The 24,622-nt window shown below is 66.0% G+C and carries 30 protein-coding genes; 13 read left to right on the top strand and 17 right to left on the bottom strand.

All coding sequences use genetic code 11. From position 1 onward, the window contains the following. Nucleotides 1-109 precede the first annotated feature (109 nt). Both thrC and AC1ME3_RS06545 read left to right on the top strand, forming a co-directional pair. Entirely contained in the window at nucleotides 110-1,510 is a 1,401-nt protein-coding gene (gene thrC / locus AC1ME3_RS06550) for a threonine synthase (protein WP_480955336.1), read from the top strand. Further along, entirely contained in the window at nucleotides 1,507-2,376 is an 870-nt protein-coding gene (locus tag AC1ME3_RS06545; RefSeq protein ID WP_480955335.1) for a class I SAM-dependent methyltransferase, read from the top strand. Before thrC ends, AC1ME3_RS06545 begins: the two co-directional genes overlap by 4 nt. A 167-nt stretch (nucleotides 2,377-2,543) precedes the next feature. Here AC1ME3_RS06545 and AC1ME3_RS06540 read toward each other — a convergent pair whose 3' ends face one another. From AC1ME3_RS06540 to rpsD, 3 genes are all read right to left on the bottom strand, one after another. Then, nucleotides 2,544-3,515 (bottom strand): agmatine deiminase family protein, encoded by a 972-nt coding sequence (locus AC1ME3_RS06540; protein ID WP_480955334.1) that lies wholly within the window; start codon nucleotides 3,513-3,515, stop codon nucleotides 2,544-2,546. Beyond that, entirely contained in the window at nucleotides 3,516-5,147 is a 1,632-nt protein-coding gene (locus AC1ME3_RS06535; protein WP_480955333.1) for a M28 family peptidase, read from the bottom strand. A 188-nt stretch (nucleotides 5,148-5,335) separates the two neighbouring features. Continuing rightward, a complete protein-coding gene (gene rpsD / locus AC1ME3_RS06530) occupies nucleotides 5,336-5,950 on the bottom strand; it encodes a 30S ribosomal protein S4 (protein WP_056053294.1) in 615 nt (204 codons plus the stop codon). A 191-nt stretch (nucleotides 5,951-6,141) separates the two neighbouring features. On the opposite strand from rpsD, the gene AC1ME3_RS06525 reads away from it, so the two are divergent. Then, nucleotides 6,142-6,441 carry a chorismate mutase gene (locus AC1ME3_RS06525; RefSeq protein ID WP_480955332.1) on the top strand — a complete coding sequence of 100 codons (300 nt, stop codon included), beginning with the start codon at nucleotides 6,142-6,144 and terminating at the stop codon, nucleotides 6,439-6,441. Between the two features lie 118 nt (nucleotides 6,442-6,559). Here the strand turns inward: AC1ME3_RS06525 and AC1ME3_RS06520 are convergent, their stop codons facing one another. The 5 genes from AC1ME3_RS06520 to rpiB all read right to left on the bottom strand — a co-directional run bounded on the left by AC1ME3_RS06520 (nucleotide 6,560) and on the right by rpiB (nucleotide 10,357). Beyond that, nucleotides 6,560-7,777, bottom strand: a complete 1,218-nt coding sequence (locus tag AC1ME3_RS06520) for a TrmH family RNA methyltransferase (RefSeq protein WP_480955331.1) — start codon at nucleotides 7,775-7,777, stop codon at nucleotides 6,560-6,562. 173 nt (nucleotides 7,778-7,950) lie between these two features. Continuing rightward, nucleotides 7,951-8,430, bottom strand: coding sequence for a transcriptional regulator NrdR (gene nrdR / locus AC1ME3_RS06515; protein WP_480955330.1), 480 nt, complete (start codon nucleotides 8,428-8,430; stop codon nucleotides 7,951-7,953). Then, entirely contained in the window at nucleotides 8,431-8,610 is a 180-nt protein-coding gene (locus AC1ME3_RS06510) for a hypothetical protein (RefSeq protein WP_056053298.1), read from the bottom strand. It abuts the gene before it with no gap. Between the two features lie 5 nt (nucleotides 8,611-8,615). Further along, complete coding sequence (locus AC1ME3_RS06505; protein WP_480955329.1) at nucleotides 8,616-9,926, bottom strand: serine hydroxymethyltransferase; 1,311 nt, start codon at nucleotides 9,924-9,926, stop codon at nucleotides 8,616-8,618. Further along, the gene (gene rpiB / locus AC1ME3_RS06500) at nucleotides 9,923-10,357 is read right to left on the bottom strand and encodes a ribose 5-phosphate isomerase B (RefSeq protein WP_480955328.1); all 435 of its coding nucleotides are present in this window, start codon (nucleotides 10,355-10,357) and stop codon (nucleotides 9,923-9,925) included. The genes AC1ME3_RS06505 and rpiB overlap by 4 nt, the downstream gene beginning before the upstream one ends. Before the next feature lie 146 nt (nucleotides 10,358-10,503). On the opposite strand from rpiB, the gene AC1ME3_RS06495 reads away from it, so the two are divergent. Genes AC1ME3_RS06495 through AC1ME3_RS06475 form a run of 5 tightly spaced genes read left to right on the top strand, consistent with a single transcriptional unit; the run spans nucleotide 10,504 to nucleotide 13,309 of the window. Then, nucleotides 10,504-10,941 carry a hypothetical protein gene (locus tag AC1ME3_RS06495; protein WP_480955327.1) on the top strand — a complete coding sequence of 146 codons (438 nt, stop codon included), beginning with the start codon at nucleotides 10,504-10,506 and terminating at the stop codon, nucleotides 10,939-10,941. Nucleotides 10,942-10,951: 10 nt separating this feature from the next. Continuing rightward, nucleotides 10,952-11,521: a sigma-70 family RNA polymerase sigma factor gene (locus AC1ME3_RS06490; RefSeq protein ID WP_480955326.1), complete on the top strand. Its 570-nt coding sequence runs from the start codon at nucleotides 10,952-10,954 to the stop codon at nucleotides 11,519-11,521. After that, nucleotides 11,514-12,236 (top strand): anti-sigma factor, encoded by a 723-nt coding sequence (locus tag AC1ME3_RS06485; RefSeq protein WP_480955325.1) that lies wholly within the window; start codon nucleotides 11,514-11,516, stop codon nucleotides 12,234-12,236. Before AC1ME3_RS06490 ends, AC1ME3_RS06485 begins: the two co-directional genes overlap by 8 nt. Next, a complete protein-coding gene (locus AC1ME3_RS06480; RefSeq protein WP_480955324.1) occupies nucleotides 12,236-12,700 on the top strand; it encodes a DUF3429 domain-containing protein in 465 nt (154 codons plus the stop codon). The genes AC1ME3_RS06485 and AC1ME3_RS06480 overlap by 1 nt, the downstream gene beginning before the upstream one ends. Before the next feature lie 51 nt (nucleotides 12,701-12,751). After that, nucleotides 12,752-13,309 (top strand): Uma2 family endonuclease, encoded by a 558-nt coding sequence (locus tag AC1ME3_RS06475; RefSeq protein ID WP_480955323.1) that lies wholly within the window; start codon nucleotides 12,752-12,754, stop codon nucleotides 13,307-13,309. A 31-nt stretch (nucleotides 13,310-13,340) separates the two neighbouring features. Here AC1ME3_RS06475 and hemA read toward each other — a convergent pair whose 3' ends face one another. Together hemA and murI are read right to left on the bottom strand one after the other, a co-directional pair. Further along, nucleotides 13,341-14,603, bottom strand: a complete 1,263-nt coding sequence (gene hemA / locus AC1ME3_RS06470; protein WP_480955778.1) for a 5-aminolevulinate synthase — start codon at nucleotides 14,601-14,603, stop codon at nucleotides 13,341-13,343. Between the two features lie 136 nt (nucleotides 14,604-14,739). Beyond that, nucleotides 14,740-15,528 carry a glutamate racemase gene (murI, locus tag AC1ME3_RS06465; protein ID WP_480955322.1) on the bottom strand — a complete coding sequence of 263 codons (789 nt, stop codon included), beginning with the start codon at nucleotides 15,526-15,528 and terminating at the stop codon, nucleotides 14,740-14,742. 213 nt (nucleotides 15,529-15,741) lie between these two features. Between murI and plsY the strand changes: the two genes are divergently transcribed. Beyond that, a complete protein-coding gene (plsY, locus tag AC1ME3_RS06460) occupies nucleotides 15,742-16,356 on the top strand; it encodes a glycerol-3-phosphate 1-O-acyltransferase PlsY (RefSeq protein WP_480955321.1) in 615 nt (204 codons plus the stop codon). Continuing rightward, nucleotides 16,349-17,440, top strand: a complete 1,092-nt coding sequence (gene dprA, locus AC1ME3_RS06455) for a DNA-processing protein DprA (protein WP_480955320.1) — start codon at nucleotides 16,349-16,351, stop codon at nucleotides 17,438-17,440. The genes plsY and dprA overlap by 8 nt, the downstream gene beginning before the upstream one ends. A 143-nt stretch (nucleotides 17,441-17,583) precedes the next feature. On the opposite strand, the gene AC1ME3_RS06450 is transcribed toward dprA, so the two are convergent. Continuing rightward, on the bottom strand, nucleotides 17,584-18,150 hold the full coding sequence (locus AC1ME3_RS06450; RefSeq protein ID WP_480955319.1) for an NADPH-dependent FMN reductase: 567 nt from the start codon (nucleotides 18,148-18,150) through the stop codon (nucleotides 17,584-17,586). 45 nt (nucleotides 18,151-18,195) lie between these two features. Here AC1ME3_RS06450 and AC1ME3_RS06445 point away from each other — a divergent pair, with 45 nt between their 5' ends. Beyond that, nucleotides 18,196-18,636: a MarR family winged helix-turn-helix transcriptional regulator gene (locus AC1ME3_RS06445; protein WP_480955318.1), complete on the top strand. Its 441-nt coding sequence runs from the start codon at nucleotides 18,196-18,198 to the stop codon at nucleotides 18,634-18,636. Between the two features lie 136 nt (nucleotides 18,637-18,772). Here AC1ME3_RS06445 and AC1ME3_RS06440 read toward each other — a convergent pair whose 3' ends face one another. Together AC1ME3_RS06440 and AC1ME3_RS06435 are read right to left on the bottom strand one after the other, a co-directional pair. Beyond that, nucleotides 18,773-19,564, bottom strand: coding sequence for a DUF72 domain-containing protein (locus tag AC1ME3_RS06440; RefSeq protein ID WP_480955317.1), 792 nt, complete (start codon nucleotides 19,562-19,564; stop codon nucleotides 18,773-18,775). 41 nt (nucleotides 19,565-19,605) lie between these two features. Continuing rightward, entirely contained in the window at nucleotides 19,606-20,271 is a 666-nt protein-coding gene (locus tag AC1ME3_RS06435; protein WP_480955316.1) for a Crp/Fnr family transcriptional regulator, read from the bottom strand. A 95-nt stretch (nucleotides 20,272-20,366) separates the two neighbouring features. Here AC1ME3_RS06435 and AC1ME3_RS06430 point away from each other — a divergent pair, with 95 nt between their 5' ends. Both AC1ME3_RS06430 and AC1ME3_RS06425 read left to right on the top strand, forming a co-directional pair. Continuing rightward, on the top strand, nucleotides 20,367-21,164 hold the full coding sequence (locus AC1ME3_RS06430; RefSeq protein WP_480955315.1) for a class II aldolase/adducin family protein: 798 nt from the start codon (nucleotides 20,367-20,369) through the stop codon (nucleotides 21,162-21,164). Between the two features lie 26 nt (nucleotides 21,165-21,190). Continuing rightward, complete coding sequence (locus AC1ME3_RS06425; protein ID WP_480955314.1) at nucleotides 21,191-22,357, top strand: alpha-hydroxy-acid oxidizing protein; 1,167 nt, start codon at nucleotides 21,191-21,193, stop codon at nucleotides 22,355-22,357. Between the two features lie 10 nt (nucleotides 22,358-22,367). Here AC1ME3_RS06425 and AC1ME3_RS06420 read toward each other — a convergent pair whose 3' ends face one another. Genes AC1ME3_RS06420 through AC1ME3_RS06405 form a run of 4 tightly spaced genes read right to left on the bottom strand, consistent with a single transcriptional unit; the run spans nucleotide 22,368 to nucleotide 24,290 of the window. Further along, a complete protein-coding gene (locus AC1ME3_RS06420) occupies nucleotides 22,368-22,553 on the bottom strand; it encodes a Trm112 family protein (protein ID WP_480955313.1) in 186 nt (61 codons plus the stop codon). A 2-nt stretch (nucleotides 22,554-22,555) separates the two neighbouring features. After that, nucleotides 22,556-22,744, bottom strand: coding sequence for a hypothetical protein (locus AC1ME3_RS06415; protein ID WP_480955312.1), 189 nt, complete (start codon nucleotides 22,742-22,744; stop codon nucleotides 22,556-22,558). Beyond that, on the bottom strand, nucleotides 22,741-23,397 hold the full coding sequence (locus AC1ME3_RS06410; protein ID WP_480955311.1) for an LON peptidase substrate-binding domain-containing protein: 657 nt from the start codon (nucleotides 23,395-23,397) through the stop codon (nucleotides 22,741-22,743). The genes AC1ME3_RS06415 and AC1ME3_RS06410 overlap by 4 nt, the downstream gene beginning before the upstream one ends. Next, nucleotides 23,394-24,290 carry a tetratricopeptide repeat protein gene (locus AC1ME3_RS06405; RefSeq protein WP_480955777.1) on the bottom strand — a complete coding sequence of 299 codons (897 nt, stop codon included), beginning with the start codon at nucleotides 24,288-24,290 and terminating at the stop codon, nucleotides 23,394-23,396. Before AC1ME3_RS06405 ends, AC1ME3_RS06410 begins: the two co-directional genes overlap by 4 nt. Nucleotides 24,291-24,622 lie beyond the last annotated feature (332 nt).

Genomic DNA, 24,622 nt, shown 5'->3' with positions numbered 1-24,622 from the left:
CCCAGGGTACCGCGCGCATCCCTCCGTAACCCTGGATTCCTGCGTTCGCAGGAAAACGGAAGGCGCGCGCAGCTTGTCGCCTCCCCGCCCATTCGCTAACCGCTTGGCCATGCGTTACATCAGCACCCGCGGCTCGGCGCCCATCCTCGATTTCGAAGCAGCAACGCTCGCCGGCCTCGCCTCCGATGGCGGCCTCTACCTCCCCGACGCGTGGCCGACGCTGACCCGCGACGCGATCGCCGCGCTCGCCGGGCTATCCTATGTTGACACCGCGGTCGCGGTAATGGCCCCGTTCGTCGGCGACGCGATGACGCGCGAGGAACTGAAGGCACTCTGCGAACAAGCGTACGGCCGGTTCTCGCACGCCGCAGTCGTCCCACTCGTGCAACTCGACCACGACCAGTGGCTGCTCGAGCTCTTCCACGGCCCGACGCTCGCGTTCAAGGACGTCGCGCTCCAGTTGCTTGGCCTCTTCTTCGAGCGCTTCCTCGCCGACACCGACAAGCGCCTGACGATCGTCGGCGCGACCAGCGGCGATACCGGCTCGGCGGCGATCGACGCGGTCGCGGGGCGCGAGGGCATCGACATCTTCATGCTTCACCCGGTCGGCCGCATCTCCGACGTCCAGCGCCGCCAGATGACCACGGTGCTCAGCCCCAACGTCTACAACATCGCCATCGAAGGCAGCTTCGACGATGCGCAGGCGCTGGTGAAGGCGATGTTCAACGACCGCGCCTTCTCGACCAAGTTCGCGCTGTCGGCGGTCAATTCGATCAACTGGGCCCGCCTGATGGCGCAGGTGGTGTACTTCTTCTACGCCGCCGTCCGCCTCGGCGCGCCCGATCGCGAAGTCGCGTTCGCGGTCCCGACCGGTAATTTCGGCGACGTCTTCGCCGGCTATGTCGCGGCGAAGATGGGCCTCCCGATCGCCAAGCTGGTCGTCGCGACCAACGTCAACGACATCCTCCACCGCGCGCTCAGCACCGGCGATTACTCGAAGGGGGGCGTCCAGCAGACCCCAACGCCGTCGATGGACATCCAGGTGAGCTCGAACTTCGAACGCCTGTTGTTCGACCTCGGCGACCGCGACGGCGCAGCGCTCGCTGCACAGATGGCCGGCTTCGAATCCTCGGGTGCGATGCGCCTCACCAATGCACAGTCGCAGGGCGCCTCGGCCCTTTTCCAGAGCGAACGCATCGCCCTCGACGACATGACGCTGGCAATGCGCTGGGCGCACGAGCACGCCGGCCAGGTGATCGACCCGCACACCGCTATCGGCTTGGCCGCAGCCTTGCGCACCAAAGTCCCCGCCGGCGTACCGATCGTCACACTCGCGACAGCACATCCGGCCAAGTTCGGCGACGCGGTAGAGCGTGCCACCGGCGTTCGCCCCTCGCTCCCCACCCGCGTCGGCGACCTGTTCGACCGCGAGGAGCGCTACGCTACGCTGCCGGCGACCTTCGAAGCGATCACCGCCTACATCACCGAGCGCGCGAAGCCGTCGGCATGAAGCTGCATACCCTCATCGGCGAGCCCTGGGCGGATTACGGCCTGATCGACTCCGGCCACGGCAAGAAGCTCGAACGCTATGGCCGCTTCCGCTTCATCCGTCCCGAGCCCCAGGCGATGTGGGCCCCCGCCTCGACCGACTGGCAGGCGCAGGGCGAATTCGTCCCCGGCTCGGACGAGGACGGGGGCGGCCGCTGGGAATTCTCCGAACCCGTGCCGCGAGAAGGCTGGACGCTCAAGTGGAACGAGGTGTCGTACACCGCGCAGACGACGCCGTTCCGCCACCTCGGTTTCTTCCCCGATATGGCGCCGGTGTGGAGCTGGATGCGCGAGCGCGTCGCGGGGCTCGATTCGCCCGAATGCATGAACCTGTTCGGCTATACCGGCGTCGGCACGCTGGCGATGGCGACCAAGGGCGTCCGCATGGTGCACGTCGATGCGTCGAAGAAGTCGGTCGAGGCGGCCAAGGCCAACGCGAAACTGTCGGGCATGGCCGACGCGCCGATCCGCTGGATGACGGATGATGCGGCGAAGTTCGTCGCGCGGGAAGTTCGGCGGGGGCGGCGGTATGATGGGATCCTGCTCGATCCGCCGAAATATGGGCGTGGGCCGGAAGGTGAGGTCTGGCGGCTCGAGGAGGATCTTCCCAAGCTTATCGCCGACTGTCGGAAACTCCTCGACGAGAACTCCCGCTTCCTGTTCCTAACGGTCTACGCGGTGCGGATGTCCGCGCTGGCGATCGGCGAGTTGCTGAACCAGGTCTTCGCCGACCTGCCCGGCAAAGTCGAAGTCGGCGAACTTGGCGTCCGCGAAGAAGCGCGGGGGCTAGTCCTCCCCACCGCGATCTGGGCCCGCTGGAGCCGCTAAGCCCACTCTCATAGTACCACCCCGGCCTTCGCCGGGGTAGTGCTTTTAATTCAAGAGCTCAGTGCACCTCGAAGGCCGCTCCCCCGCGAAGGCGGGGCTCCAGGAGCCAGGAACGATATCGCTTGTGACCCTAGGCCCCCGCCTTCGCGGGGGAACAAGAATAGGAGTCAGCCGGGGATCTGCTGCGAGATGCAGTGGAAGCTCCCGCCCCCGGTCAGGATATGATCGGCGCGTTGCCCCACCACCTCACGGTCCGGGAACAGCGCCTGGATCGCCACCACCGCCGCCTGGTCGTTCTCCGCTCCGTACAACGGCACCACCACCGCGGCATTGCCGATATAGAAGTTCATGTAGCTCGCCGGCACGACCTCCTCGTCGCGCAGCACGCGGCCCGGTGACGGGATCGTCACGACCTCCAGCCCGGCCGCCTCGGCGTCCCGCGCCGCGTTCTGGTACACCTGCCAGTTCGGATCGTTGTCGGCCGCGTTCGGGATCGCCACGCGCCCCTCGCCGACGAACCGCGCGAGGTTGTCGACATGGCCGTCAGTGTGATCGTTGACCAACCCGTCGCCCAGCCACACCACGCGGGTATAGCCGAGATCGGACGCCAGCCGCGCCTCGATATCCGCCTTGGTCAGCGAGGGATTGCGATTGCGATTGAGCAGGCACTGCGCCGTCGTGACGACCGTCCCGGTGCCATCGCCATCGATCGCACCGCCCTCGAGGACCCAGTCGCACGCCTCGACCCGCGTGTGCCGGCTTTCCGCCAGCCGCAGCCCGATCGTGTCGTCGCCCGGCAAGTCGTACTTCCCGCCCCAGCCGTTGAATCGGAAGTCCCGCGCGCTGCCGTCGCCGACGATGATCGGGGCGGTATCGCGAAGCCAGATATCGCCGAACGGCTCGACCACCACGTCCGCGAACGGGGCAAGACGCTTGGCGGTGGTCGCCGACCCGACATCGGCGGCGACCAGGATCACCGTCTCGCCCTTGCCGCCGGCGTGCACGGCCTTGGCAAACGCGACGACCTCGTCACGCGCGGGCTCCAGATCCTCCAACCACAGGTCCGCATGGCTCGGAAAGCCGATCCAGACGGCCTTGTGGTGCGCCCATTCGGCGGGTGTCGAGACGGTCGTGGTCACTTACTTGGCTCCTGCGCGATCGCGGTCACGAATGCCGCGGAATTCGGCGGTCTTATACCAGTTCGGCCACAGACTGGTATCGTCCGCGAGCTTGCGCCCGAGCCCATAATAGATCGTCAAATCCTCGACCGCACCCGACCAGTCCCACTTCGCATCATATTCGTCCGCGGGTTTGTGATACCGGTGCGCGACATAATCCTCGCGCGCCGCATGCCCCGCCGCCGTACCGCCAACGACGAGGTCCTCGCCGCTGCCGCCATCGAGCATCGGCACGCCCAGCTTGGCGAAACTGAAATGGTCGGAGCGGTAATAGCCGCCGCGCTCCGGATTCGTCTCGACACCGATCACCCGGCCCTCGGCAGCGACGAACGGCTTCACCAGATCCTCGATCTCCGACTTCCCCGCGCCGGTCAGCACGAAATCCTTCGCCCGCCCGTCGACGTTCAGCACGTCCATGTTCACCCCGCCAACGGTGTGCGCGAGCGGATAGATCGGATGCTCGGCATAATAGCGCGACCCGAGCAACCCGGACTCTTCCGCCGTCACCGCCAGGAACGCGATCGAGCGCTTGGCCGGCCCCGCCTTCACCTGAGCCTCGGCCAGCGCCACTAGCCCGGCGACCCCGCTCGCATTGTCAGCCGCGCCATTGCAGATGTCGTCGCCATCGACCGCGTCGCAGCGCCCGAGATGATCCCAATGCGCGGAATACATCACGTAATCATTGGGAGCCGCCGTCCCCGGCAGCACGCCGATGACGTTCTTCGACGCCTGCCGCTTGATCGTGTTGTCGAACCCACCGCCGAACTTCAGCCCCAGCGGCACCGCCTTGAACCCCTTAACCTTGGCCGCGGCCGCCAGGGTTGCGTAATCCTTGCCCGCGCTCGCGAACACGCGCTCCGCCGCGGGCTTCTGCATCCAGCCGACGATCTGCGACTGGTCGAGATGATCGCCCTTCTCGTCCAGCTCGAGCTGCGGCCCGGTCCAGGACGACTGCACCACCGCCCACGGATACGCCGCCGGCTCGGTATCGTGGACGATGATCGCCGCCGCCGCGCCGTGCTTGGCGGCATTCTCGAACTTGTACGGCCAGCGCCCGTACCACGTCATCGCGCGGCCTTCGAACGGCCCCTCGCGCGACATCGTCTGCCAATCGGCATCGTTGATGAGGATGACCACGGTCTTCCCCTTCACGTCGGTGCCGGCATAATCGTCCCAGCCCTTTTCGGGCGCGGTGATGCCGTAGCCAACGAACACCACGTCGCTGTTCGCCACCGCGGACTTGGGCGCCACGCGGTAGGTGCCAGCGACCATATCGGTGCGATAGGCGAGACTGACAGGCGCCTTCCCGCCCGTGAACACGTAAGGCTGCACGTTCGTGGCGGTAATCTCCACCATCGGCACGTCCTGAGTCCACGCCCCCTTGTTGCCGGGCTTCAGCCCCGCCGCCTTCATCCGCTCGACGATATAGGCGACCGTCTTCGCCTCCGCAGGCGTAGTCGGCGCGCGGCCCTCGTAGGCGTCCGACGAGAGTACCTGCGTAACGGTCTTCAATGTCTCGACCGAAATCGCGGGAGCGGTCTGCGCGGACGCGGCGGTCCCGAGCAGCAGGAGAGGCAGGATGGCAGCGCGCATGGTCATATCCCCATTTGGTTGCGCGCGTTCTGGCAAAGCTGGGCATGCATGTCCACGAGGCGACAAGGGGCAACGAAAAAGGGCGGCCCCGCAGGACCGCCCTTTTCTGTTCCAAACCGCGCCGTGGCAAAGCCACATCGTCGGACGGTGCCTGAGCACCGCCGGCCGGTCGACGAATTTTACTCGGCTTAACGCGAGTAGAATTCGACGACCAGGTTAGGCTCCATCTTCACCGGGTAAGGAACCTCATCGAGCGTCGGGACGCGCGTGAAGGTCACCTTGGCCGCGCCGTCGGTGGCGACGTAGTCGGGAATCTCGCGCTCGGCAAGGCTCTGGGCTTCCATGACCAGCGCCATTTCCTGCGCCTTCGAACCCAGCGTGATCTCGTCGCCGACGAAGCAGCGACGCGAGGCGATGTTGCACTTTACACCGTTGACGCGGATGTGGCCGTGCGAAACGATCTGGCGGGCCGCGAAGATCGTCGGCGCGAACTTGGCGCGGTAGACGATCATGTCGAGACGCTGCTCGAGCAGGCCGATCAGGTTCTGCGAGGTATCGCCCTTCAGACGCGCAGCCTCATGGTAGCACGCACGGAACTGCTTCTCGGTCACGTCGCCATAGTAGCCCTTGAGCTTCTGCTTGGCGCGCAGCTGGATACCGAAATCGCTGACCTTGCCCTTGCGGCGCTGGCCGTGCTGGCCCGGGCCGTATTCGCGCTTGTTGACCGGCGACTTGGGACGACCCCAGATGTTCTCGCCCATACGGCGATCGAGTTTGTACTTCGCGCTTTGACGCTTCGACATAGTAAGTCCTTGGCAAATGCTAACAACGTTGGTCCCGGTATCGCTCTGCTGGCTGTACGAGACTGATGTCCAGACAGGGCAGGGCCACCGCTTCACCGGGGTGCAGGGCCATTGCGAAGGCGGGCGCCTAGACGGGGGGCGGTCCAGAGTCAAGCTGGACAGGCCGGATGGGGCTCGGCAAGAGACGGCGCATGACCATTCTCCCCGGCCCAGATTGCACCACCATGACCGAGGTCCGCGCGGGCGTCGACGCGCTCGACCGAGATTTGGTCGCGCTGCTCGCCAGGCGCTTCGCCTACATGGACGCCGCCGCGCGCATCAAGCCCGAGCGTGGGCATGTCCGCGACGAAGCGCGGAAGACACAGGTGATCGACAATGCGCGGGCCGAGGCGGTGAAGCTTGGACTCCCCGACGCCGCGATCGCAGACCTCTGGGAGAAGCTGGTCGAAGCCTCAATCGCGTATGAGCTAGCTGCGTTCGACCGCCGCTAATCCCACCTTCCGTTCGTGCTGAGCGAAGTCGAAGCACCTTCGCTTGGGGCACACCCTTCGACTTCGCTCAGGGCGAACGGAAAGAGGGGCGAACGGAGGCTGATAACCAGTCGGAAAATTAGCCCCGCGGCCTCTTCCCCGCCAGCGACGACAACACCCCGCGGAGGGTCCGGATCTCCTGGCTAGACCAGCCCGGTTTGGTCAGCAGCGTGCGGAGAGTCCGCCGCGTCGACTGCATCTTGTCGGGTAGGTGGAAGAACCCCGCCCCCGTCAGCATCGCATCGAGCTGCCCGATCATCCCGTCCAACTCCTCCTGCGGCGCGGGCGGCATGATCGGGTTGATCGACGGCTGCGACAGCTCGCGATCGGCGGTCAGCCCCTTCGACCATTCATACGCGACCAGGATCACCGCCTGGGCAAGGTTGAGCGAGCCGAACTCCGGGTTGATCGGCACCGTGATGATCGTCCGCGCGACCGCGACGTCGTCGGTTTCGAGGCCGGAGCGCTCGGGTCCGAACAGGATGGCGGAGCGGCCGGGAGCGGCGTGGATCTCGGTCGCGGCCTGCTCGGGGGTAACGACGGGCTTGGTTACGCCGCGTTTCCGCACCGTGGTGGCGAACACCTGCGCGCAGTCGGCGGTGGCGGCGGCTACGCTGTCGTAGACCTTGGCGTTCTGGAGCACGATGTCGGCACCGCTGGCGGCGGGGCCGGCGGAGGGGTTGGGCCAGCCGTCTCTGGGGGAGACGAGACGCATTTCGGTAAGGCCGAAATTGAGCATGGCGCGCGCGGCCTTGCCGATGTTCTCGCCGAGTTGGGGGCGGACGAGGACGATGACGGGGGGTGGAGCTCCAACCGCCCCATCTCCATCCGCGAGTACATCGCTGTCCCCAGCCGCGTCCGTACCAATCATGTTTTCGTTAATCACGTCGCCAAATCCACCAATCTCGCCAAAGTCGTCCGGCTCGGCCAATCCACTTTGCTCAGCCAAACCATCCCGCTCATCCAACCCACCTCGTTCGTCCTGAGTAGGGGCTGAGCGAAGCCGAAGACCCGTATCGAAGGATTTGCGCGAGAGTAAGCGCACCGCGTCCCAATCCCCCGCCGCCAGCGCTTCCTTCTTCGCCCGCGTCCAGCCTTTCAACTGACGCTCGGCCGCCAGCGCCTCGATCCTGCTCGGGAAGTCCTGCGACCACATCAGCGTAACCGGGCGCCGGTTGTGTGTGTATCCGGGGAGCTCACCGTGCTGGTGCTGGGCAATGCGGCGTTCCAACGAGTCGGTGTGGCCGATATAGTAGCTGCCGTCGGAACAGCGGAGCATGTAGGCGTAAAAGCTCATGCAACCTGTCCTTCGATACGGGCCTTCGCCGCGCTCAGTCCCTACTCAGGACGAACGGAAGAGGGATGAGGAACCGTCGATAAGGTAAAGTTTGTGATGCTGCCAGTTGCGCGGACACAAACCCGGACAAGGACGAGGCTGAACGAGAGCAGGCCGGGAGAGGGAAGGACGAATCACTCCGCCCGCCCGACCTCCTCAACACTCCCGGCAAAAGCCTCGAAGTCCTTCGCCTCGCTGAAGTCCCGATAAACACTAGCAAACCGGATATACGCGACCGAATCGAGCCCCTTGAGCCCGTCCATCACCATCTCGCCGATCCGCTTCGACGTCACGTCGTTCTCGCCCAGTGTCTCCAGCCGCCGCTGGATCCCACTCACCAGCTTCTCGATCCGCCCCGCCTCGATCGCCCGCTTCCGCGTCGCGATCGACAACGACCGAAGCAGCTTCTCCCGATCGAACGGCTCTCTCCGCACCCCACCTTCTGAACCGGCGCTCTTCAACACGAACAGCTCGCGCAGCTGTATGCGCTCGAACGTCGTGAAACGCGCGGCACACCCTTCGCATTGGCGCCGGCGTCGGATCGCCGCCCCGTCTTCGGTGGGGCGGCTGTCTTTTACCTGGCTGTCTTCATGTCCGCAGAAGGGGCAGCGCATTCAGACCTTCTTCTTGCCCTTGTAGTACGCGTAGCCTGCGCCTGCGAGCGCGCCGAAGATCGGGCCGATCACCGGCACCGGGATCGCGACGACCGCGCCGAGTGCGCTCCACTTGGCCATGCTCTTGCCGAGGCCGGGGGTCGCCTTGATGTCGTTCTGGACGTCGTCGAACTTCGACATGCTGTTTATCCTTGATAGATCGGGAAGCGCGCGCAGAGTGCACGAACACGCGTCCGAACGTCCGCCTCGACTTCCGGGTCCCCATGCTCGCCCTTTTTCGCAAGGCCGTCCAGCACGTCGGCGACCATGTTGCCGATCTCGCGGAACTCGGCCGGGCCGAACCCGCGCGTCGTACCTGCGGGCGAACCGACGCGGATGCCGCTGGTCTTGACCGGCGGCAGCGGATCGTTGGGGATGCCGTTCTTGTTGCAGGTGATCCCCGCGCGCTCGAGCGCCTCGTCCGCATCGCGCCCGGTGATGCCCAGCGGGGTGAGGTCGATCAGCGCCAGATGCGTGTCGGTGCCGCCCGAGACGACGTCCGAGCCGCGCCCCTTAAGCGTCGCCGCGAGCACCTTGGCGTTTTCAACGACCGCGGCGATGTAGCTCTTGAAGTCGGGCTGCAGCGCCTCGCCGAACGCGACCGCCTTCGCCGCGATCACGTGCATCAGCGGCCCGCCCTGAAGGCCCGGGAACACCGCCGAGTTGATCTTCTTCGCTACGCCCTCGTCATTGGTCATGATCATGCCACCGCGCGGGCCCCGTAGCGTCTTGTGCGTGGTGGTCGTCACGACGTGCGCGTGGCCGAACGGCGTCGGGTGCAGGCCCGCTGCGACGATCCCGGCGAAATGCGCCATGTCGACCATGAAATACGCGCCGACCTTGTCCGCGATCGCACGGAACTTGGCGAAATCGATGACGCGTGGGTAGGCCGAACCGCCCGCGATGATCAGTTTCGGCTGATGCTCGACCGCCAGCGCCTCGACCTGGTCGTAGTCGATCAGGTGCGTGGTCGCGTCGACCCCGTATTGAATGGCGTTGAACCACTTGCCCGACATCGCCGGCTTGGCGCCATGCGTCAGGTGGCCGCCGGCATCGAGGCTCATGCCGAGGATCGTGTCGCCGGGCTTGACCAGCGCCAGCATCACCGCGCCGTTCGCCTGCGCGCCAGAATGCGGCTGCACGTTGACGAACCCACAGCCGAAGATCTGCTTGGCGCGCTCGATCGCCAGCGTCTCGACCGTGTCCGACGGCGCGCAGCCCTGGTAATAGCGCTTGCCCGGATAGCCCTCGGCGTATTTGTTCGTGAACACCGAACCCTGCGCCTCGAGCACCGCCTTCGAGACGATGTTCTCGGACGCGATCAGCTCGATCTGCGTCTGCTCGCGCTCGAGTTCGGCGGCGACGCCGGCGAATACGGCAGCGTCCGCATCGGCAAGGCCGCGCGTGAAGAAGCCGTCGGGCTGGACGTCATGGAGTTCGCGGGGCTGGGTGCTCATGCGGGGACCTTTAACTTGTCGACACGGAGTTGATGACGGCCGCCGGCAAAATCGGCGGACAGGAAGGCTTCGACGCACGCCTTGGCCATTTCCTCGCCGATCAGGCGCGCGCCCATCGCTATGGCGTTGGCGTCGTTATGTACGCGGGCAAGGCTCGCCGACAGCGGTTCGGACACGAGCGCGCAGCGGCAGGCGGGATTGCGGTTGGCGGCAATCGAAATGCCGATCCCGGAGCCGCACAACGCGATGCCGCGGTCCGCGCTACCATCGGCGATCGCCGACGCGAGCTTGAACCCGTAGTCCGGATAGTCGACGCTGGCGGTGCCTTCGGGCCCAAGATCGAGCACGTCATGCCCCGCCTCGCGCAGCCACGTGGCGAGCACCGCTTTCAACGAAACGGCGGCGTGATCGGACGCGATGGCGATGCGCACCTGGCGTAATCCTGTGACGGGAGATCGGGTGCCCAGCCCCATACCGACCCGAGCCGGAATTTGCCACACCTGTTCGCGGGCGCTTTCGTCAGGATGACGCGTTAAGGTCGGGAATGACGCCGAACGAGACTGTGAAGGAGACATCCATGAAGGCCCTCACCCTGCTTGCCGCCGCCACGCTGACCGCGTGTTCCGGCCCCGCCCCCGATACCAGCAGCGACGGCAACATGACGTCGGCGGGATCGGTCGAGCGCAAGGTCGCCGCTCCCAAGTCCGACGCACCCAACCCCAAAGCGCCCAACTACACCGGCCGCTGGATCGGCGTCGAAGGCATGGTCCTCGACGTCGCCCCGACCGCCACCCCCGGCCATTATGCGCTGACCATGCAGTGGGACCTAGACAACAAGGGCAAGTTCGACGGCATCGCGAGCGGCGACACGATAGCGTTCGATCGCGGTGGCATCCGCGAAACCCTGCGGCCGACCAACGGCGACGCGACCGGGCTCAAATACCTCGCCGGCAAAACCGACTGCCTCACCGTGAAGCCCGGCGAAGGCTATTGCCGCGACGGACTTAGCCGCTAGGTTCCCGCCCGTGACTATCGCACATGCCAACGCCGACGCCGCCCGCGCGCACCTTTCCGAAGTGCTGCTGCGGACCGGCCAAGAGGACCGCGACGCGTTTCGCGAACTCTATACGCTGACCAGCGCGAAGCTTTTCGGGATCACCCACCGTATCTGTGGCAACGCCCAAGCCGCGGAGGATGTGCTGCACGAGGTCTATCTCACGATCTGGAAACGCGCCGGTGCCTGGGAACCCGGTCGCGCGAGCCCGATAACCTGGTTGGCGACGATCGCGCGCAACCGCGCCATCGACTGGCAGCGCGCACAGGGCGTCCGTCGCACGAGCCCGCTCGACGATGCGCCCGACGTCGCCGATCCCGCCGAGGGTGCCGAGGCGGGGATGCTGGCGAGCGAATCCTCGCGCGAACTGATCGAGTGCCTCGACGGTCTCGAGCCGCAGCAGCGCGACGCGATCCGGACCGCATTCTTCGAGGGCATTACCTACGCCGAACTCGCGATCAAGCGCGCGGTGCCGCTGGGGACTATGAAGAGCTGGGTCCGCCGCGGCCTCGCCCGCCTGAAGGATTGCCTCGATGGTTGATCCGACCACCGATACCGGCGTGCCTGAGGACGTTGCCGCCGCCGAACTCGCACTCGGCCTGCTCGAGGGCGAGGAGCGCGGGGCTGCGCTGCGCCGCGTACTCGCCGAGCCCGGTTTCGCCGCACAGGTCGAATGGTGGCGGTCGCGGCTGGCGGTCCTGTTCGACCTCTGGCCCGAACACGCCGCGCCGCCACATCTCGCCGCCCGGATCGAAGCCAGTCTCGATGGCACGCCAGCGAGTGCGCAAACGAGCCGCTTCGCATGGCCGGCGCTCGCCGCCGTCACCAGCGCGATCGCCGCGTCGCTGTTGCTGTTCGTCATGGTCCGCCCAGAGCCGACCGTGCCCGTCTCGCAACCGATCGCCCCCTCAATATCGGCCGCGCGCCCGACTAGCGTCCTCGTCGCGATGCTCGGCGATGCGAAGTCGCCCGTCGCCGCGGTCTACGATCCCGCAAACGGCGCGCTCCGCGTCGCGGCAGGCCCCGGCGTTCCGGACGCGCGCGTCGCGCAGCTCTGGGTGATCGGTGGCGATGGCGTGCCGCATTCGCTCGGCCTGCTCTCGGGCCGTCCGACCTCGCTGGCACCTAAGGGCGTCGATCGCGGTCGCATAGCTCCCGGCGCGACGCTCGCGATCTCGGTCGAGCCGCTCGGCGGCTCGCCGACCGGCCTGCCGACCGGCCCGGTCGTCGCCACCGGCGTGGTCGCGCGCGTCTGATGACCAAGCGACTTCCCGCGACCGGCGGCATCCCGCCGATCGCGCGCCTGCTCGGGCTGAGCGGCCTCCTCCCACAACTCGCGGCGGTCGCGCTGCTGCTGAACGGAGATCCGCAAAGCCGGTTCTCCGCGCTGGCGATCGCCTACGCCTATGCCGCGATCATCCTGAGCTTCCTCGGTGGCCTCTGGTGGGGCCTCGCCGCACGCACCGACTCGCCGCCCCGCTGGCTGTGGTTCGCGAGCGTCGCCCCGTCGCTGGTCGCGCTGGTCACCGCCTGGCCCTGGATGGTCGGCCTGCGCTGGCCCGGCCCGTCGCTGGTCGTGCTCGGCATCAGCCTGATCGCCGCGCCGCTTGTAGACCGCGCGCTGGTTCGCGCCGGTATCGCCCCGCCCGGCTGGATGGCCTTGCGCATACCTTTGTCGCTTGGTCTCGGCGTCCTGACGATGCTCGCCGCCGCGCTTTAAGGCCACGCCGCACGATTCGCGGGCTGGCTCGATTCATGGTACGAATCGGTCATGAATACATCCGCCGCGAGTCTCCGCACCGATCGGCAGGAAAAGGCGCGTTTCACCACCGCCGAGTTCCTGCGCATGGGTGAGTCCGGCGCGTTCGACGACATGAAGGTCGAACTGGTCGAAGGGGAACTCGTCCGGATGAACCCGCCCCAGTTTTCGCACGCCTCGCGCCAGGCCAAGATCGCCATTCGCCTGTCGCGTCTATTTGCTGAGTCGAGAATCGTTGGCGAGGCCGGCGTCGATCTGGGTAACGATACGGTGCTCGGCTGCGACGTCGCAGTTCTACGCACATCGGTGAAAGAAAACCGCCTATTGCTCGCCGCCGATTTCCTGCTCGTCATCGAAGTCGCGGAAACGTCGGTCGCGCGCGATACCACTATGAAGCGCTTCGCCTATGCGCGCGGCGGCATCCCACATTACTGGGTGGTCGATGGAAACCGGTCCGTGGTCCATGTCTACGCCAACCCGTTGGAAGGCGATTACACGCGGTTTCATTCGGTAGGTTTCGGTGAAACGCTAGACGTGCCGGGCACTGACGGCTCGATTTCGATCGACTGATCAGCGCTGCACCGCCTGGACGGGACCAGCCTCAGGCCGCCTTCCGCAGGTCCAGCCGGCTCCAGATCTCCACCAGCGCATCGGTCAGTTCGCGCATCATCGCCTCGGTATGCGCAGGGCCCGGCGTAAACCGGAGCCGCTCGGTGCCGCGCGGTACGGTCGGATAGTTGATCGGCTGCACGTACACGCCGTATTCGGCGAGCAGCACATCGCTGATCTTCTTCGCCTTGACCGGATCGCCGACCATCAGCGGCACGATATGCGTATCGCCGATCATCACCGGCAGCCCGGCGTCCTTCAGCATCGCCTTCAGCATCGCGGCCGACGCCTGCTGCCCCTCGCGCTCGACGCTCGACGCCTTCAGATGCCGCACGCTAGCCAGCACACCAGCGACCAACACCGGAGACAGCGAGGTCGTGAAGATGAACCCCGGCGCATAGCTGCGGATCACGTCGACGATCGTGCGATCGGCGGCGATATAGCCCCCCATCACGCCAAACGCCTTGCCCAGCGTGCCCTCGAGGATCGTGATCCGGTGCGCGACCTCGTCCCGCTCCGAAATGCCGCCGCCGCGCGCGCCATACATCCCGACCGCGTGGACTTCGTCGCAATAGGTCAGCGCGTTGTAACGGTCGGCAAGGTCGCACACCGCCGAGATCGGCGAGATATCGCCCTCCATCGAATACACGCTCTCGAACGCGATCAGCTTCGGCGCCGCCGGATCTTCGGCCGCGAGGAGCTCTTCGAGGTGCGCGAGATCGTTGTGGCGGAATACCCGCTTCTCGCAGCCCGAGTTGCGGATGCCCGCGATCATCGACGCGTGATTCAGTTCGTCCGAAAAGATGATGCAGCCCGGCAGCACCTTCGCCAACGTCGCCAGCGTAGCCTCGTTCGAAACGTAGCCGCTCGTGAACAGCAAAGCCGCTTCCTTGCCGTGCAGGTCGGCGAGTTCGCCTTCCAGGTCGACATGGTAATGCGTGTTGCCGCCGATGTTGCGCGTACCGCCCGAGCCTGCGCCGACGTCGTGCAGCGCCTCTTCCATCGCCGCGATGACCTTCGGGTGCTGGCCCATCGCAAGATAATCGTTCGAGCACCACACCGTGATAGGCTTCGGCCCGTTATGCCCGGCAAAGCAGCGCGCGTTCGGAAATGCGCCCTTGTTGCGGAGAATGTCGATGAACACGCGGTAGCGCCCTTCGGCGTGCAACCGGTCGATCGCCTGCGTGAAAACGCGCGAATAATCGACTCGCGGACCCTTGATCGAATCCGTTGCCGGAATGCCGTCGCTAATCATGGCCTTGGGCACTACGCCTCGCTTTCACTCGTTTCCAGCGCAATACCGCTCTTACGGTGATCGCTTTCCTCATCCTGGCAGCACATTGCCACGATGCGGCCGCGACGCAAGGTGGCACATTGTCCCAGGTTACCGCTTAAAGCTGCTCGATCCTGCCAAACCCGCGCGCCGCCAGAGCCGGTCCGAGCGCGCGCTCCTCGTCGCCCAACCGGGTGAAGACGGCAACGCCCTCCCCCGCTCCCGACCATGATTCGCCCTGCATGAGATGCACGATCCGCCGCGCGATCCCCGGTCCGCCATCGACGAAGCGCACACCGGGAGCAGCGGCCGCAAGCTCCGCTTCCACTAGTGGAAAATGCGTGCAGGCGTTGACGATCGTGTCGATCGCGTCGCCGCCGGGTTGCGAAAACAAGCCGTCTAGCACCGCTGCATAGCGTTCCAGCGCAACGACTCGGCCATGCAATTTCGCCTCGGCCATCTCGACGAGAGCCGCCGACCCGTAGCGCAGCACCGTGCAATCGCCCGCGAACTTCGCCGCCAGATCATCGACATACGCCTGCCGGACGGTCGCCTCGGTCCCCAGCACGCCGATCGTTCGCGTCTTCGAAAGCAGCGCGGCCGGCTTGATCGCCGGCACCGTTCCGACCACCGGCAGGTCGAGCGCCGCGCGCACCACCGGCAGTGCAATCGTCGAGGCCGTATTGCACGCGATCACGATCAACCGCGGTCGATATCGCTCAGCCAACCGCCCCAGCAACACCGGCACACGCGCCGCAATCTCGGCCTCGCTCTTGGTCCCGTACGGAAAACCGGCCGAGTCGGCGGCGTAGACGAACGGCGCATCGGGCAGCGCCGCGCGCGCCGGACCGACGATCGACAACCCGCCGACACCGGAATCGAAGAACAGGATGGGGCGCGTGTCCATACCAAGCTCATAGGACGGTTCGTCCTTTCGGAACCAGACTTCCTTCTCGTCATCCTGACGAAAGTCAGGACCCAGGATTATAGGCGGTGATTTTCGCGGCTCTGGGTCCTGACTTTCGTCAGGATGACGTGATGCGCGATGTTGATGCCCCCTTCACGCCATTTGCCGTCAGCCCCGCGTAGCCTATAAGCCACTCCAGAACGGGGGACATAGTTGCAGACGGAAATTCTCTGGGTCGCGCCCACGCTATCGCTCGTGCTGAGCTATCTGCTCGGCTCGATCCCTTTCGGTGTCATCCTCACGCGGCTCGGCGGCGCAGGTGATCTGCGCACGATCGGCTCGGGCAATATCGGCGCAACCAACGTCCTGCGCACCGGGCGGAAGGGTCTCGCCGCCGCCACGCTGCTGCTCGACATGGCCAAGGGTGCGGTCGCCGTGCTGCTGGTCGCGTACCTGTTCCCCGGCAACGCACTGCTCGCGGCTGCCGGCTCGTTCATCGGCCATTGCTACCCCGTCTGGCTGAAGTTCAAGGGCGGCAAGGGCGTCGCTACGCTCATGGGCATCGTCGTCGCGCTCTATTGGCCGCTCGGGCTGGTCTACGCGGTCGTCTGGCTGGGACTTCTCGCAAGCCTGCGCATATCCTCGGTCGCCGGCATGGCCGCCGCGCTCAGTGCCCCTTTCGCGGCCGCGCTGTTCGGTCGCTTCGACCTTGTCCTGCTGCTCCTCGCACTCGCACTGATTGTCCTCTGGAAGCACCGCGAGAACGTCGACCGCCTGTTCTCGGGCACCGAGCCACGCATCGGTTCCAACCGGCAAAAGAGTGACTGACCCGACAATCTCAAGACTTCGGCTCATCCGCACGACCGGGATCGGACCGGTCACCTATCGCCAACTCATCGCCCGCTTCGGCAGCGCAGACGCCGCCATCGAGGCGCTCCCCATGCTCGCCCAACGCGGCGGCGGACGCGCGCCGAAAATCGCCGACGCAGCGCTAGCCGAACGCGAAATGGCCGCCACCGCCAGGCTCGGCGCACGCTACCTCTTCCTCGACGACCCGGACTATCCCCGGCTGCTCGCCGAGATCGAGACCGCGCCCCCGGCCCTCATCCTCCGCGGCGACATCGCCCACGCCAGCCGCCCCTGCATCGCCATGGTCGGTGCCCGCAATGCGTCCGCCGCCGCCTGCCGCTTCGCCCGCCAGCTCGCGCTGCAACTCGCCGAGGAAGGCACGACGATCGTCTCCGGCCTCGCCCGCGGCATCGACACCGCTGCGCACATCGGCGCGCTCGGCGGAGGCTCCAGCGGCGCCACGATCGGCGTCATCGCCAGCGGCATCGACATCGCCTACCCACCCGACAACGCCGCGTTGCAGGAACGCATAGCCACCTACGGCCTGCTGCTCGCCGAACAGCCCCCCGGCACCGAGCCCAAGGCGCGCAACTTCCCCTCGCGCAACCGCATCATCGCCGGCCTCGCGATCGGCACCGTGGTGGTCGAGGCCGTCCCCAAATCCGGCTCGCTGATCACCGCGCGCCTCGCCAACGAATCCGGCCGCGAAGTCATGGCCGTCCCGGGCAGCCCGCTCGATCCCCGCGCGCAAGGCTGCAACCTGCTGATCCGCGAAGGCGCCACGCTGGTGCAATCGGCCGCCGACATCCTCGAACAGATCCGCCCGTTCGACCCGCGCTCGGTCCGCTCCCCGACCGACGCCTACGCCGCCTCACCCCCCGAAGACGCAAGCGATGACGACCGCCGCAGGATCACCGACCTGCTTGGCCCCGTCCCGGTGACGATCGACGAACTCATCCGCCAGTCGCACCTGAGCCCGGCGGTCGTCCAGACCGTGCTGCTCGAGCTCGAACTCGGCAGCCACCTGGAACGCCATGCCGGCGGAAGAGTGAGCATGGTCTGACTGCCGATGCCAGTGGACGCGGATGGCCGACATGCGGAGCTGCCGCTTTATTCCAAACCGGATCCGACCGGTGTCGGCCAATATAGTCGCTACCAACGGTTCGTGCATATTTGGGAACTTGCCATAGCGATCGTAAAAACGCGCTAGTCCTTATGGATGGGCAGCGACGCCAGCTCCGCTAATGCAGATTTCACATCTTCGACCTGACCGGCAAAGTCCTGTGCGGGGTCGACCTGTCCGTCGTTCGTCACGACTCGTTCTCGGGCCAGCATCAGGCCAGGCATGGCGTCCGTCAATCGCGCGCCTATCGCACCCATCACGATCCGCAACTGAGCGCCGCAATGGCCGCCGCCGTGCCCGCCATAGGTTATAATCAACACCGGTTTGCCCTGCCATTCGCGATACAAATGGTCGATCGCGTTCTTCAACGCTGCGGGGTAGCCCCAATTGTATTGCGGCGTGACGATCACCACGCCAGTGGCGCGGGAGACCAATTCGCCCCAGGCCCGCGTCGTTTCACACGCATAGTCATGCAGTGCCGGTATGCCAGGCTCGTCATCAAGTTGTAGCGCCAGATCGCGAAGGTCGATCACGCGAAACTGGGCAGCTGCGATCTCGCCGCCGAGGTCTGCGACCCATTGTGCAATGACCGGAGAGCGGCGGTTCGGACGCGTACTGCCAGCGATGACTAGGTAATTATGTGTGTGCATGGTGCACGTATATTATTAATAATGAACTGCTGTAAAGCGTGCATCATGCACAGTTCAGATAACCCGCTTGGCCCCGCGATCAGCGCATTGACTAGTTTCATCAATGACCCTCGCCACGACCGCCATCTCATGGCTGAGGCTGGTCTGACGTTTGACCCCGTGTTCATGCCATTGCTGGTGAGGCTTGGCTCGGCGGGCGAAGCAGGTGTGGTGGAACTTGCTTTGCAGCTTGGACGCGATCATTCGACGATCAGCCGGCAAATGACAAAGCTGGAGACTGCCGGCCTGCTCGAGCGGGTGCCTGCCCAGAAGGACGGCCGCGTGCGCACGGCCCGCCTCACTACCCGCGGCCTCGACGCCTTCGCCGATTTGGGTGCGGCTCGGAGGCGCCTTCTCGACCGGGTGTTGGCCGACTGGGCCGAAGAGGACCGCGAGGCGCTGGGCCGATTGCTCCTCCGGTTCGTGCAGGCCTTACCGGCAGCTTGAAATGTCGTAGTTGCAGTGACTTAGTTCCGCCACGCATTGGGCGGGCACGCTTCGGTACATTCTTATGTGCCGGAGGTAAGTTGATAGCGAGGCGTTTTCCGCTGCCCGGCGCGGTTCACGAACGACTGCGCGCTACTTACCCTCGCACCCTTTCAATCAGCGCCATCGCCGCATGGGGTGCGCGAACCTTTGCGCCGTTGATGAAGAACATGAACGCCTCTCGCGGCGTCTTCGCGGGCGATGCGTCCTGGACATAGGGCAGGCCTTCGGGTCGTCCGCCCGCGGCCCAGGTCTTCGCCTTGTCCGCCCATTCGTCCAGCGCGGTCGGCGCGTAGCCTGCGACGAAGCGCTCCTCGGCATCCTCCAGTCGCGCGTAGACGAAGTCGCCGGTCACGTCGGCGATCGCGGGATATTGGGCCGACTGCGCGAAGACGATAGCGACGCCCGCATCGCGGCACATCGAGACGAACTCCGGCACCGCGAAACTCTCATGCCGGACTTGTATCGCATGGCGCAGCGCGAGCCCGCCCTCCCTGTCAGGCAACAGCTTGAGGAATGCGGCAAAATCGTCTGCGTCGAATTTCTTGGTCGCCATGAACTGCCACAGGATCGGCCCGAGCCGGTCGCCGAGCTCGACGATCCCCTGCCCGGTGAACTTGGCGATCGACTCGCCCGCCTCGGCAAGCACCTTCCGATTGGTGCAATAGCGCGACGCCTTGAGCGAAAAGACGAACCCGTCGGGCACCGCCTTCGCCCAGGATGCGAACGTCGCCGGCTTCTGGCTGCCGTAATAGGTGCCGTTGATCTCGATCGCGGTGACGTGTTCGGCGGCATAGTCGAGCTCGCGCTTCTGCGCCCATTTCTCCGGATAGAAGGTTCCGCGCCACGGCTCGTAGGTCCAGCCGCCAATACCGATTCTGATGGTCATGGGCGCGAGTGTAGCGCGCTGGAGAAGCGCTTGGCGATGCCCTATTCGGTGATGACGCCGCGCAGTCCCGGCAGGTCGAGGATACGGACCTGCGCATAGGCCACCGCGACCAGGCCATCGCGCTCGAACCGCTTCAGGTGGCGGTTGAGCGTCTGGCGCGCGATGCCGACGACGCCGGCCAGTTCCTCCTGACGGATCGTGATCCGACCATCCCCCGCCTGCGACGCGCGCATCAGCGCTTGCGCCAGTCGCACGCGGATCGACTGCCCGACGCTCTGCGCGATGAACCGCAAGGCGGTGCGCTGATGCGCGCACACGAGCAGGCCGAGATCGCGGTAAAGCTCCGGGTCCGCCGCCGCCGCCCGCGCGAACGCCGCCACCGGCACATGCAGCAGACGCGCGGCACCGAACGCCGTCGCATCATGCGGCCTGGGATGGCCGTCCAGTGTCGACAATTCCCCGAACCACGTTCCCGGCCGCACGATCAGCGCGAGCAGTTCGGCACCATTGGCGGACAAGCCCTTCAACCGGACCTGACCGTCCAGAACTGCCCACAACCCGTTCGGCGGATCGCCGGAGCCGTAGATCCGCGCGCCGTTCTCCAGCACCTCGACTCGTGCCTCCTGCAACAGGCGCTCGCGACGGCCCGCCGGTATCGCGCCGAACCAGCTATCGGTCCCCAGTATCGCGTGATCCGAATCGTGCATCGCGCAAGGCTAGGCGAAATTTCGAGATTGTCACCATCGAGACAAAGTTTGCCGAAGGCCGGTCGTACAAGGGGCCAAACATAAGGAGGCGGATGATGGCGACGGCATTGAAGGCGATGGAACCGACGGCAGCGGCAACGACGATCAAGGACCAGGTATCGGCCGAGGAATGGGCGCTGCGCGTCGATCTCGCTGCCGCGTACCGGCTGGTCGCGCTGTACGGCTGGGACGATCTGATCTTCACGCATCTCTCGGCGCGCGTCCCCGGACCCGAGCATCATTTCCTGATCAACCCGTACACGCACATGTTCGAGGAGATCACCGCATCGTCGCTGGTCAAGATCGATGTCGACGGCAACAAGGTCATGGACACCCCTGCCCCGGTCAACCGCGCGGGCTTCGTGATCCACTCGGCGGTCCACGCCGCGCGTCACGATGCGGTGGCAGTGCTGCATCTCCACACCCCGCACGGCCAGGCGGTGTCGGCGATGGCCGAGGGGCTCCTCCCGCATACGCAGACGGCGATGATCGCCGGGCACGACGTCGCCTATCACGACTTCGAGGGCATCGCGACGGAACTGGAGGAACGCGAGCGGCTGGTCCAGGATCTCGGCACCAAGAACGCGATGATCCTGCGCAACCATGGCACGCTGACGGTCGGCGAGTCGGTGCCGCAGGCGTTCCTACGGATGTATTTCCTGGAACGCGCCTGCGAAGCCCAGGTCCTGATGCTCAGCGCCGGTCGCGAGAATCTGAACAATCCGAACCAGGGCGTCGCAGAAAAGGTCGAGGGGCAATCGAGCGCGACAGGCATGCGGATGCTTGCCGATGGACTCGCCTGGCCCGCGCTGTTGCGCAAGCTCGACCGCGTCAATCCGGGCTATCGGGACTGATCGCGACCAGCTTCGGAGGGCAACGCATGCCGCATTTCGGCGATTACCAGAACGAGATCTATTTCGCCGGCCTCGCCGGTGTCGTGCCGAAGATCCCGGTCGATTTCGCATCGCTCGAAGCTCGGGCGGCCGCGGCCTTGCCACCGTCGGTGCTCGGTTATCTGCAAGGTGGGTGCGGCGACGAGTTCACGCAGCGCCAGAATGCCGACGCGTTCAGGCACTGGGGCATGACGCCCCGGATGATGGTCGATGCCACGCGCCGCGACCTGTCGCTCGACCTGTTCGGGATGAGGTTGCCAAGCCCGATCTTCATGAGCCCGGTCGGGATCAACGGCCTCTGCACGCAGGACGGCCACGGCGATCTCGCCGCCGCGCGGGCGGCCGCGCTGACCGGCGTTCCGCTGATCCAGTCGACGCTGTCGAACGATCCGCTCGAGGACGTCGCCGCGGCGATGGGCGACACGCCCGGCTTCTTCCAGCTCTACACACCCAAGGACACGCCGCTTGCCGAGAGCCTCGTCCACCGCGCCGAGGCGGCCGGATACAAGGCGATCGTCGTCACGCTCGACACCTGGGTCACCGGCTGGCGCCCGCGCGACCTGAACGTCGCGAACTTCCCGCAGCTGCGCGGCCATGTGCTGGAGAATTACTTCAGCGACCCGGTCTTCCGCGCGATGCTTGCCAAGCCCCCGCGCGAGGATTTACCCGCGGCGGTGCGGCAATGGGCCGGGACGTTCGGCAAGGTGCTGACGTGGGACGACATGCCGTGGCTGCGGTCGATGACCAAGCTGCCGATCGTCCTGAAGGGGATCTGCCATCCCGACGACGCGCGGCGCGCGATCGATCTGGGGGCGGACGCGATCTACTGCTCGAACCATGGCGGTCGCCAGGCGAACGGCGGGATCGCCGCAATCGACATGCTGCCCGCGGTGGTCGCGGCGAGCGGGGCCGTGCCGGTGCTGTTCGACTCCGGCGTTCGGTCAGGGAGCGACGTGGTCAAGGCGCTGGCACTCGGCGCCACCGCGGTCGGGATCGGCCGGCCCTACACCTACGGCCTCGCGCTCGATGGTGCGAACGGCGCGGCGCATGTGCTGAAGTGCATCCTCGCCGAAGCCGACCTGCTGATGGCCGTCAACGGCTACCCAACGCTCGCCGCCGTCCGGGAGGCCGGCGCGACGCGGATGGGGTACTGAAGCAAGACGATCAGGCGGCGGTCTCGTCGAGCCGGCGTGCTTCCTCGACCAGCATCACCGGCACGCCGTCGCGGATCGGATAGGCGAGCCCGGCAGCGTCCGAAATCAATTCCTGCGCGGTCTCGTCATAGCGAAGCGGCGTGCGCGTCATCGGGCAGACGAGGCGTTCGAGCAGCCAGGGGTCCAGGGGTGTCATCGTCAAACTCCTTCGCCCCGAGAAGGCGGCGCCGCGGCGGCGTGGGCAATGCGACCGGACTCGCTGCCGATCCGCCGCTGCGTCGCGACGTGTTCGATCGCGGTGATCTTCTTGGGATCGAACAGATTGGCGAAGAACATGCCGATCAACATCACGGCACCGTGCGCGCGACCCTTGCTGGGCGACTTCACTGCAACGTCACCGATTCGTCGCCGTCGTGCCGCCCGAAGAACTGCATCAACTGGATGATCAGCTCGGCGCGCTGCTCGATATCCGGCGCCTCGAGCAACGCCTGTTTGGCGGCGGCATCAAACGGTGCGATCTGGGCGATACCGTTGACCAGGCTCTCGTCGTCGAGCCGTCCGACCGCATCCCAATCGACCGCATAGCCCTGCATGTCGGCGAACCGACGCGACTCCAGTTCCAGCGACGACCGCCGCCCGAGCGACAGCGCGTCGTCCTCGATCAACGGCAGCAACTCGGCCTCGACCTGGCGGAATGCGGTCGTCACGTCCAACTCGCGGACGATCCGGAACAGCGCGATGCCCTCCAGCACGACATTGTAACGCCCGTCATCGAGCGCCTCGACCTCGGCGATCTTGCCGACGCAGCCGATGTCATACAGCGCATCCGCGTCGTCATGCGGTCCGCCCCGCGGCTGGATCATCCCGATCCGCCGGTCGCGCGCCATCGCATCGCTGATCATCGCCCGATAGCGCGGCTCGAACATGTGCAGCGGCAGGTGCATGCCGGGGAACAGCAGCGCCCCCGGCAACGGGAAGATCGACAGTCGCGTGGTCGTGCGCGGTGGGGTGGCGCGCGGAGGAGCGGACTCGGTGGTCATCCGAACAGGATCGCAGACAGGCGGCGTCGCTGTCCAGACACCCACGGGTCTTCGAGCCCGACGACCTCGAACAATTTCAACAACTGCGTCCGCGCCGCGCCCTCGTTCCAGTCGCGCTCGGTGGCGATGATGCCGAGGAACGTGTCCGCCGCCGCATCCCGGTCGTTCGCCGCCATCTGGCCATTGGCGAGCGCGAACCGGGCCTGCAGGTCGTCAGGGTTTGCCTCGACTGCTGCGAGCAGCGGCGACAAATCCTCGACCGGCGGCGCAGACTGCGCGAGTGCGAGCGCGGCCTGCGCACGGGTGATAGCCGGGTCCTTGGCGATCGCCGGATCGAGGTTCGCCAGCCAGTCCGAGGCCTCGTCAAGCTGCCCGGTCGCGACCAGCGCGCGGACGAACCCGGCATGGACCTGTGGATGCTCGGGCGCGATCTCGGCGATCTCGCGGAAAATCCCGAGCGCGCGCTCGCCGTCATTGGCCGCCAGCGCCTCTTCGCCGATCGCGATCAACGGCTCGACGTCGGGCACCGCGTCTGTTGCGCCGGCTTCGATCGGCAATTGCTTGAGCAACTGGTCGAGGATCACGCGCAACTGCGATTCGGTGCGCGCGCTGGTCATGTCGGCGACCAGCTGGCCCTGGAACATCGCATAGACGGTCGGGATCGACTTGATCTGGAATTGCCCGGCGATGAACTGGTTCTTGTCGGTATCGACCTTCGCCAGCACGACGCCCTTGTCGGCATAGTCGGCGGCGACCTTCTCCAGCGTCGGCGTCAGCGCCTTGCACGGCCCGCACCATTCCGCCCAGAAATCGATGATCACGAGCTTCGTCATCGACGGTTCGACGACATCGCGACGGAACGCCTCGACGGCATCCTTCTCCGCGGGGGACATTCCAAGCGTGGCCAAGTTCAACTCCCGTGTAATCCAGACGCGCTATCTGGGGGGCGCCCGCGGCGAATGCCACCTTTAGGATGGATAGGCATGCACGACAAACGTGCCTTGGTATTCGGTTCGCGCGTCGAGGCGTCATTTGTCTTGCTTGCGGTTCCGACATCCATGGGTGCGCGTGGGCATAGATACGGCCTTGCGAGACGGTGCCCCCCCGAATTGGCCAGCATTTCCATCTTCGGACAAGCCACCTCCCCGGCGAAGGCCGGGGTCCAGTTGGAAAGGTCACAGTTACGGAGCGCAGCCTCCATCAGCAACGTTTCCCAACTGGACCC

The sequence above is a fragment of the Sphingomonas sp. BL2 genome, assembly GCF_056680015.1.
The sequence above is the reverse complement of the archived record's forward strand: the minus strand, read 5'-3'. Positions and strand labels throughout refer to the sequence as shown.